General features: G+C 58.0%; 12 protein-coding genes. All 12 read left to right on the top strand.

All coding sequences use genetic code 11. The annotated features are described in order from the left end of the window. Positions 1-302: 302 nt before the first annotated feature. The 12 genes from rpsL (at position 303) to rpsC (ending at position 9,123) form a co-directional block, all read left to right on the top strand. Positions 303-674, top strand: a complete 372-nt coding sequence (gene rpsL / locus ACQY1J_RS14070; protein ID WP_042618537.1) for a 30S ribosomal protein S12 — start codon at positions 303-305, stop codon at positions 672-674. An 81-nt stretch (positions 675-755) separates the two neighbouring features. Then, positions 756-1,226, top strand: coding sequence for a 30S ribosomal protein S7 (gene rpsG / locus ACQY1J_RS14065; RefSeq protein ID WP_062580266.1), 471 nt, complete (start codon positions 756-758; stop codon positions 1,224-1,226). A 33-nt stretch (positions 1,227-1,259) separates the two neighbouring features. After that, positions 1,260-3,359, top strand: a complete 2,100-nt coding sequence (gene fusA, locus ACQY1J_RS14060; RefSeq protein ID WP_062453161.1) for an elongation factor G — start codon at positions 1,260-1,262, stop codon at positions 3,357-3,359. 94 nt (positions 3,360-3,453) lie between these two features. Next, positions 3,454-4,629 carry an elongation factor Tu gene (gene tuf, locus ACQY1J_RS14055; protein ID WP_092662037.1) on the top strand — a complete coding sequence of 392 codons (1,176 nt, stop codon included), beginning with the start codon at positions 3,454-3,456 and terminating at the stop codon, positions 4,627-4,629. Between the two features lie 312 nt (positions 4,630-4,941). Beyond that, a complete protein-coding gene (rpsJ, locus tag ACQY1J_RS14050; RefSeq protein WP_003547547.1) occupies positions 4,942-5,250 on the top strand; it encodes a 30S ribosomal protein S10 in 309 nt (102 codons plus the stop codon). 37 nt (positions 5,251-5,287) lie between these two features. After that, positions 5,288-5,929, top strand: a complete 642-nt coding sequence (gene rplC, locus ACQY1J_RS14045; protein WP_062457777.1) for a 50S ribosomal protein L3 — start codon at positions 5,288-5,290, stop codon at positions 5,927-5,929. Positions 5,930-5,943: 14 nt separating this feature from the next. Next, a complete protein-coding gene (rplD, locus tag ACQY1J_RS14040; RefSeq protein WP_062457774.1) occupies positions 5,944-6,564 on the top strand; it encodes a 50S ribosomal protein L4 in 621 nt (206 codons plus the stop codon). After that, positions 6,561-6,854 carry a 50S ribosomal protein L23 gene (locus ACQY1J_RS14035; protein WP_062457771.1) on the top strand — a complete coding sequence of 98 codons (294 nt, stop codon included), beginning with the start codon at positions 6,561-6,563 and terminating at the stop codon, positions 6,852-6,854. The genes rplD and ACQY1J_RS14035 overlap by 4 nt, the downstream gene beginning before the upstream one ends. Positions 6,855-6,865: 11 nt before the next feature. Continuing rightward, a complete protein-coding gene (rplB, locus tag ACQY1J_RS14030) occupies positions 6,866-7,699 on the top strand; it encodes a 50S ribosomal protein L2 (RefSeq protein ID WP_062457768.1) in 834 nt (277 codons plus the stop codon). Between the two features lie 16 nt (positions 7,700-7,715). Next, positions 7,716-7,994 (top strand): 30S ribosomal protein S19, encoded by a 279-nt coding sequence (gene rpsS, locus ACQY1J_RS14025; RefSeq protein ID WP_062457765.1) that lies wholly within the window; start codon positions 7,716-7,718, stop codon positions 7,992-7,994. A gap of 2 nt (positions 7,995-7,996) precedes the next feature. Continuing rightward, a complete protein-coding gene (rplV, locus tag ACQY1J_RS14020) occupies positions 7,997-8,386 on the top strand; it encodes a 50S ribosomal protein L22 (protein WP_062457763.1) in 390 nt (129 codons plus the stop codon). Beyond that, complete coding sequence (gene rpsC / locus ACQY1J_RS14015) at positions 8,386-9,123, top strand: 30S ribosomal protein S3 (RefSeq protein WP_062457759.1); 738 nt, start codon at positions 8,386-8,388, stop codon at positions 9,121-9,123. The genes rplV and rpsC overlap by 1 nt, the downstream gene beginning before the upstream one ends.

Below are 9,123 nucleotides of genomic sequence, written 5' to 3'. Positions count from 1 at the left end.
AGCTCTTGACGCAGAAGGGTTAAGTCAGTAAACGCCGCGGCATCGGACACCATGTGAGACATGTGCGTCTGGAGAGTCTTTCTCCGGAGTTCGCCTCAAACAGGTTTCCAAAAAAACGCACGTTGACTACAAGAATGCTGCACGCACGACGTGTTTTCAATGCGTCCTCTGCCTTATGTGGTCCATCCGGATACGGATCGGGCCACGTTTCGTGCATGAGGAGATGTGTGTGTCGCCGCCGGAAACGGCATCCGAATGGTCCCGAAAGGGGCTTGAAAGAAGATTTTGCAAGGGATGGGTATATGCCTACCGTAAACCAGCTGATCCGTAAGCCACGCCAGGCACAGGTAAAGCGCAACAAGGTTCCTGCTCTGCAGGAAAACCCGCAGAAGCGCGGCGTTTGCACCCGCGTTTATACGACGACCCCGAAGAAGCCTAACTCGGCTCTGCGTAAGGTTGCCAAGATTCGCCTCACCAATGGCTTCGAAGTCATCGGCTACATTCCGGGTGAAGGTCACAACCTGCAGGAACACTCTGTCGTCATGATCCGTGGCGGCCGCGTAAAGGACTTGCCAGGCGTTCGTTACCACGTCATCCGCGGCGTTCTCGACACCCAGGGCGTCAAGAACCGTAAGCAGCGCCGTTCGAAGTATGGTGCGAAGCGTCCGAAGTAATCCTTCGGATTTCCAATTTTCCGGCGCTGCGCGAGGTTCTCCGCGTGATAAAGCGTCTAAACCGTTTGAGAGACGAGTAATATGTCCCGACGCCATAGTGCAGAAAAGCGTGAGATCAATCCGGACCCGAAGTTCGGCGATTTGATCGTCACCAAGTTCATGAATGCCATCATGCTTCACGGCAAGAAGTCTGTCGCCGAAAGCATTGTCTACGGTGCGTTTGACTCCGTGCAGGGCAAGGCCAAGTCCGATCCGCTCGGCATCTTCCACACAGCCCTCGACAACGTCGCTCCGCACGTCGAAGTCCGTTCGCGTCGCGTTGGTGGTGCAACCTACCAGGTCCCGGTCGACGTTCGCCCGGAGCGCCGTCAGGCACTCGCCATCCGTTGGCTGATCGCTGCTGCCCGCAAGCGTAACGAAACCACCATGATCGATCGCCTCTCGGGCGAACTCATGGATGCTTCGAACAACCGTGGCAGCGCCGTCAAGAAGCGTGAAGACACCCACAAGATGGCGGACGCAAACCGCGCATTCTCGCATTACCGTTGGTAATCTTCATCCGATCGAGTTTCGAAAGGCAGTCCTATGGCTCGCGAATATAAAATCGAAGACTACCGCAATTTTGGTATCATGGCGCATATCGACGCCGGCAAGACCACGACCACAGAGCGGATTCTTTACTACACGGGCAAGTCGCACAAGATCGGCGAAGTTCATGATGGCGCAGCCACCATGGACTGGATGGAGCAGGAGCAGGAGCGTGGGATCACCATCACCTCCGCTGCGACCACGACCTTCTGGAAGGGCCGTGACGGCAAGATGCGCCGCTTCAACATCATCGACACTCCCGGCCACGTCGACTTCACCATTGAAGTCGAACGTTCGCTGCGCGTGCTCGACGGTGCGATCGCTCTTCTCGACGCCAACGCAGGCGTAGAGCCGCAGACGGAAACCGTCTGGCGTCAGGCCGAGAAGTACCACGTCCCGCGGATGATCTTCTGCAACAAGATGGACAAGACCGGCGCTGACTTCTACCGCTCGGTAGAAATGATCAAAACCCGTCTCGGTGCCATCGCTGTTGTCATGCAGCTCCCGATCGGTGCAGAAACCGAGTTTAAGGGCGTCATCGATCTGATCGAGATGAATGCCCTGATCTGGCGCGACGAGTCGCTCGGCGCTGCCTGGGACGTCGTCGAGATTCCTGACGACATGAAGGAAAAGGCTGCCGAATACCGCGAGAAGATGATCGAACAGGTCGTCGATATCGATGAAGAAGCCATGGAAAACTACTTGAACGGCATCATGCCGGACAATGACAAGATCCGTGCGCTGGTTCGTCGTGGTACCATCGACGTCAAGTTCCATCCGATGTTCTGCGGCACTGCGTTCAAGAACAAGGGCGTTCAGCCTTTGCTCGACGCCGTTGTCGAATATCTGCCTTCGCCGCTCGACATCCCGTCCATCAACGGTATCGACGTCAAGACCGAAGCCGAAATCGCCCGTCATCCGTCGGATGATGAGCCGCTTTCGATGCTTGCGTTCAAGATCATGAACGACCCCTTCGTTGGTTCGCTCACCTTCGCCCGTATCTATTCCGGCAAGCTCACCAAGGGCACGGCCGTCATGAACACGGTCAAGGAAAAGCGCGAGCGCGTCGGCCGCATGCTGCAGATGCATTCCAACTCCCGTGAAGACATCGAAGAAGCCTTTGCAGGCGACATCGTTGCTCTCGCAGGTCTCAAGGAAACCACGACCGGCGACACCCTGTGTGATCCGCTGCACCCCGTTATCCTCGAGCGCATGGAATTCCCTGAGCCGGTCATCCAGATCGCGATCGAACCGAAGACCAAGGGCGACCAGGAAAAGATGGGCCTCGCGCTCAACCGCCTGGCTGCTGAAGATCCTTCGTTCCGCGTCAAGACGGATGAAGAGTCTGGTCAGACGATCATCGCCGGCATGGGCGAACTGCATCTCGACATCCTCGTCGACCGCATGCGCCGTGAATTCAAGGTAGAAGCTACTGTCGGCGCGCCGCAGGTTGCCTACCGCGAAACCATAACACGCACGCACGAAGAAGATTACACGCACAAGAAGCAGTCCGGTGGTACCGGTCAGTTCGCGCGCGTCAAGATCGTCTTCGAACCGAATCCGGATGGCGACGAATTCAAGTTCGAATCCAAGATCGTTGGTGGTTCCATTCCGAAGGAATACATCCCCGGCGTTCAGAAGGGTATCGAGAGCGTTCTGTCTTCGGGTCCGCTCGCGGGCTTCCCGATGCTCGGCGTCAAGGCAACCCTGATGGACGGCGCCTTCCACGACGTCGACTCCTCGGTCCTCGCGTTCGAAATCGCATCGCGTGCTTGCTTCCGTGAAGCGGCAAAGAAGGCTGGCGCACAGCTTCTCGAGCCGATGATGAAGGTCGAAGTTGTGACCCCGGAAGATTACGTCGGTGACGTGATCGGCGACTTGAACTCCCGTCGTGGCCAGATCCAGGGCCAGGAACAGCGCGGCATCGCGATCGTTATCAACGCTCACGTGCCACTCGCGAACATGTTCAAGTACGTCGACAACCTGCGCTCCATGTCGCAGGGCCGTGCACAGTATTCGATGACCTTCGATCACTACGCACCGGTTCCGTCGAACGTCGCGACCGAAATCCAGGCTAAGTATTCCGGTCAGAAGTAATCGGAATACCGATCCAAAATACGCCTCGGCCTCGTGCCGGGGCGACAACAAGAATTGGAGCCCTTGAGGGCTCACGCAAAATGGAGAGCCGGAAATGGCAAAGAGCAAGTTTGAGCGCAATAAGCCTCACGTCAACATTGGCACGATCGGTCACGTCGACCACGGCAAGACGTCGTTGACTGCGGCGATCACGAAGTACTTCGGCGAATTCAAGGCCTACGACCAGATCGACGCTGCTCCTGAAGAGAAGGCCCGCGGCATCACCATTTCGACGGCACACGTCGAATACGAAACGCCAAACCGCCACTACGCACACGTCGACTGCCCCGGCCACGCCGACTACGTTAAGAACATGATCACCGGTGCGGCGCAGATGGACGGCGCGATCCTGGTTTGCTCGGCTGCCGACGGCCCGATGCCACAGACCCGCGAGCACATCCTGCTTGCTCGTCAGGTTGGCGTTCCGGCGATCGTCGTGTTCCTCAACAAGGTTGACCAGGTCGACGACGAAGAGCTCCTCGAGCTCGTCGAACTGGAAGTTCGCGAACTTCTGTCGTCCTACGACTTCCCGGGCGACGACATTCCGATCGTAAAGGGTTCGGCTCTGGCCGCTCTTGAAGATTCGAACAAGAAGATCGGCGAAGACGCCGTTCGCGAACTGATGGCAGCTGTTGACGCCTACATCCCGACGCCTGAGCGTCCGATCGACCAGCCGTTCCTGCTGCCGATCGAAGACGTGTTCTCGATCTCGGGCCGTGGTACGGTTGTGACCGGTCGCGTCGAGCGTGGCATCGTCAAGGTTGGTGAAGAAGTCGAAATCGTCGGCATCCGCGCCACGACCAAGACGACTGTTACCGGCGTTGAAATGTTCCGCAAGCTGCTCGACCAGGGCCAGGCCGGCGACAACATCGGCGCTCTGATCCGTGGCGTACAGCGTGACGGCGTCGAGCGTGGCCAGATCCTGTGCAAGCCGGGTTCGGTCAAGCCGCACAAGAAGTTCATGGCAGAAGCCTACATCCTGACGAAGGAAGAAGGCGGCCGTCATACGCCGTTCTTCACGAACTACCGTCCTCAGTTCTACTTCCGTACAACGGACGTGACCGGTATCGTTTCGCTTCCTGAAGGCACGGAAATGGTTATGCCAGGCGACAACGTCACCGTTGAAGTCGAGCTGATCGTTCCGATCGCGATGGAAGAAAAGCTGCGCTTCGCGATCCGCGAAGGCGGCCGTACCGTCGGCGCCGGCATCGTTGCCTCGATCATCGAGTAACAAATCAGAGGGCAGGGCGGGTTCTTCGGGGCCCGCCCGGTTCACTTTTTTTAAGCAAGTTGGCCCTGCTGACTTGCTTATGACATGAAAATGTAGCAAATGGCGCGCGAGCGCTATTTGCGCCTTGCTTCGTTTTATCGAGGCAGGCAATTGCCAAAGACATTAAGGTGGGCCTTCGGCCTGGAGACGAGAACGGACTGCCGCTGTTGGCGCACCCGTTCGATCTTTGACACTGATGGTCCCGCCTTAGGATAACGAACAACTCGTGCTGTAACGTTGGCACGTGGAAACAAGAAACAAGGATAACGTCGAATGAACGGCCAAAATATCCGCATTCGCCTGAAGGCGTTCGATCACCGCATTCTCGACGCTTCGACGCGTGAGATCGTGTCGACGGCGAAGCGCACCGGCGCAAGCGTCCGGGGCCCCGTTCCGCTTCCGACTCGCATCGAGAAGTTTACGGTTAACCGGTCCCCCCACATCGACAAGAAAAGCCGCGAGCAGTTCGAGATGCGCACACACAAGCGCCTTCTCGATATCGTAGACCCGACACCACAGACCGTGGACGCGCTGATGAAGCTCGACCTCGCCGCAGGTGTCGATGTTGAGATCAAGCTCTGAGGCTTATGTCTCGAGCTGAGTGAGAAGGATTGAACCGATGCGTTCGGGTGTAATTGCACAGAAAGTGGGAATGACCCGCGTCTATAACGACGCTGGTGAGCACATCCCGGTTACCGTTTTGCGGCTGGAGAGCTGCCAGGTTGTCGCACAGCGCACTGTTGAGAAGAATGGCTATGTTGCCGTTCAGCTCGGTGCTGGCGTCGCCAAGGTAAAGAACACCTCCAAGGCTATGCGTGGCAACTTCGCCATCGCTAATGTCGAGCCGAAGTCGAAGCTCGTTGAGTTTCGCGTTTCCGAAGAAAATTTGATCGACGTCGGCACCGAGCTGAAGGCTGGTCATTTTGCTGCTGGTCAGCTGGTGGATGTCACCGGCACTTCGATCGGTAAGGGTTTTGCCGGTGCTATGAAGCGCCATAACTTCGGTGGTCTGCGGGCGACCCACGGTGTTTCCGTGTCGCACCGTTCGCACGGTTCGACTGGTAACAACCAGGATCCGGGCAAGGTCTGGAAGGGCAAGCGCATGGCTGGTCACATGGGCCAGACGCGTATCACCACGCAAAACCTCGAAATCGTCTCGACGGATGAAGACCGCGGACTGATCCTCGTCAAGGGTGCCGTTCCCGGCTCCAAGGGCGCCTGGATTGAAGTTCGCGACGCCGTCAAGTCGGCCGCGAAGTAAGGGAGCCAGCTATTATGGAATTCAACGTCAAGACCCTCGAGGGAAAAGACGCCGGCCAGGTTTCCCTGTCGGACGCGATTTTCGGCCTCGACCCACGCGAGGATATCCTCGCACGCATGGTGCGTTACCAGCTCGCTAAGAAGCAGCAGGGCACGCACAAGACCAAGAGCCGTTCCGAGATTGCTCGCACCGGTGCGAAGATGTTCAAGCAGAAGGGTACGGGCCGCGCTCGTCACCATTCGGCTCGCGCTCCGCAGTTCCGCGGCGGTGGTCGTGCACACGGCCCGGTCGTTCGCAGCCACGAGCATGATCTTCCTAAGAAGGTTCGCGCTCTTGCTCTGCGTCACGCTCTGTCTGCAAAGCTGAAGTCTGAAGATCTGATCGTCATCGACAACCTGGTTGCTTCTGAAGCAAAGACCAAGGCTCTCGTCGGTACGTTCGCATCGCTCGGCCTCACCAACGTGCTGTTCATCGGCGGTGCTGAGCTCGACAGCAACTTCAAGCTCGCAGCCCAGAACATCCCGAATGTGGACGTTCTGCCGGTCCAGGGCATCAATGTTTACGACATCCTGCGTCGCGGTAAGCTCGTGCTTTCCAAGGCTGCGGTTGAAGCCCTCGAGGAGCGTTTCAAGTGACCGACATTCGCCACTATGATGTGATCGTATCTCCTTCGATCACCGAAAAGTCGACACTGGTTTCCGAGTATAACCAGATCGTCTTCAACGTTGCCAAGACTGCTTCGAAGCCGGAAATCAAGGCTGCCGTGGAAGCTCTCTTCGGTGTGAAGGTCACTGCCGTCAATACGCTGGTCCGCAAGGGCAAGGTGAAGCGCTTCAAGGGCTTCATCGGCAAACAGAAGGACGTCAAGAAGGCTGTCGTAACCCTGGCCGAAGGTCAGACGATCGACATCTCCACCGGTCTCTGAGGTAAAGAAAAATGGCACTGAAAAGCTATAATCCGACGACCCCGAGCCAGCGTCAGCTGGTTATCGTCGACCGTTCGGGCCTCTGGAAGGGCAAGCCCCTCAAGTCGCTGACTGAAGGTCTGTCCAAGAGCGGTGGTCGCAACAACAACGGTCGTATCACTGCCCGCTTCATCGGCGGTGGTCACAAGCGTACCTATCGCCTGGTCGATTTCAAGCGTCGCAAGTTCGACATTGAAGGCACGGTCGAGCGTCTGGAATACGACCCTAACCGTACCGCGTTCATCGCGCTCGTAACCTACACGGACGGCGAACAGGCCTACATCATCGCTCCGCAGCGTCTTGCTGCAGGCGACAAGGTCATCGCTTCCTCGAAGGCTGTCGACGTGAAGCCCGGCAACACCATGCCGCTGCAGTTCATCCCGGTTGGTTCGATCGTTCACAACGTCGAAATGAAGCCAGGCAAGGGCGGTCAGATTGCTCGCTCCGCCGGCACCTATGTGCAGCTCGTCGGCCGCGATGCCGGCATGGCGATCCTGCGCCTCAACTCTGGTGAACAGCGTCTCGTTCCGGGCTCCTGCCTGGCTTCGATCGGTGCTGTCTCCAACCCCGATCACGGCAACATCAACGACGGCAAGGCCGGTCGTACCGTATGGCGTGGCAAGCGTCCGCATAACCGCGGCGTTGTCATGAACCCGGTCGACCACCCGCACGGCGGTGGTGAAGGCCGTACCTCTGGTGGACGCCATCCGGTGTCCCCGTGGGGCAAGCCCACCAAGGGCAAGCGCACGCGTTCGAACAAGTCCACGGACAAGTTCATCATGCGCTCGCGCCACGTCAAGAAGTAAGAGAGGAAGTCGTTAAATGGCTCGTTCAGTTTGGAAAGGTCCGTTTGTTGACGGCTATCTTCTCAAGAAGGCTGAGAAGGTGCGCGAAGGCGGACGCAGTGAAGTAATCAAGATGTGGACCCGTCGGTCCACGATCTTGCCGCAGTTTGTCGGTTTGACGTTCGGCGTCTACAACGGCAACAAGCACGTGCCGGTCAGCGTCAACGAAGACATGGTCGGACACAAGTTTGGTGAATTCGCTCCCACCCGGACCTATTACGGTCACGGCGCGGACAAGAAGGCGAAGAGGAAGTAATCATGGCGAAGGCAAAGACCGAACGCCGGCTGAAGGACAATGAAGCACAGGCAGTCGCCCGTACGCTTCGCGTCAGCCCGCAGAAGCTAAACCTGGTTGCCGCCATGATCCGCGGCAAGAAGGTCGAACGCGCTCTGGCAGAACTCGAGTTCTCCCGCAAGCGCATCGCAGGCACGGTGAAGAAGACTCTCGAGTCTGCTATCGCCAACGCCGAAAACAACCATGACCTCGACGTCGACACGCTGATCGTAGCGGAAGCTTACGTCGGCAAGTCGATCACGATGAAGCGTTTCCACGCTCGCGGCCGTGGCCGTGCATCGCGGATTGAAAAGCCGTTCGCGCATCTGACGATTGTCGTTCGCGAAGTCGAGGAAAAAGGGGAGGCCGCATAATGGGTCAGAAAATCAATCCTATCGGTTTTCGCCTCGGCATCAACCGTACATGGGACAGCCGTTGGTTCGCCGACAACGCCGAATACGGCCAGCTGCTTCATGAAGACCTGAAGATCCGCGCATACCTGATGTCCGAGCTGAAGCAGGCCGGCATCGCCAAGGTGGTTATCGAGCGTCCGCACAAGAAGTGCCGCGTCACGATCCACTCGGCTCGCCCGGGTCTCATCATCGGCAAGAAGGGCGCGGACATCGAGAAGCTTCGCAAGAAGATCTCCACGATGACCAACTCGGAAACGCACCTCAACATCGTTGAAGTGCGCAAGCCGGAAGTCGACGCAACGCTCGTTGCCCAGTCGATCGCCCAGCAGCTCGAACGCCGCGTGGCTTTCCGCCGTGCGATGAAGCGTGCTGTTCAGTCCGCCATGCGTCTTGGCGCCGAAGGCATCAAGATCACTTGCGCCGGCCGTCTCGGTGGCGCGGAAATCGCTCGTACCGAATGGTACCGCGAAGGCCGCGTGCCGTTGCACACACTGCGCGCTGACATCGACTACGGTACGGCTGAAGCCGAAACCGCATTCGGTATCTGCGGCATCAAGGTCTGGATCTTCAAGGGCGAAATCCTTGAGCACGATCCGATGGCGTCGGAACGTCGCGCGCTGGAAGGCGATGCGCAGGGTCCGGCAAGCCGTGAGCGTGGCGATCGTGGCGACCGTCGCCGCGAACGTGAAAACGCTTGA

It is taken from the genome of Neorhizobium sp. DAR64860/K0K1 (genome assembly GCF_050500205.1).
Classification (GTDB): Bacteria; Pseudomonadota; Alphaproteobacteria; order Rhizobiales; family Rhizobiaceae; genus Neorhizobium; species Neorhizobium soli.
The sequence above is the reverse complement of the archived record's forward strand: the minus strand, read 5'-3'. Positions and strand labels throughout refer to the sequence as shown.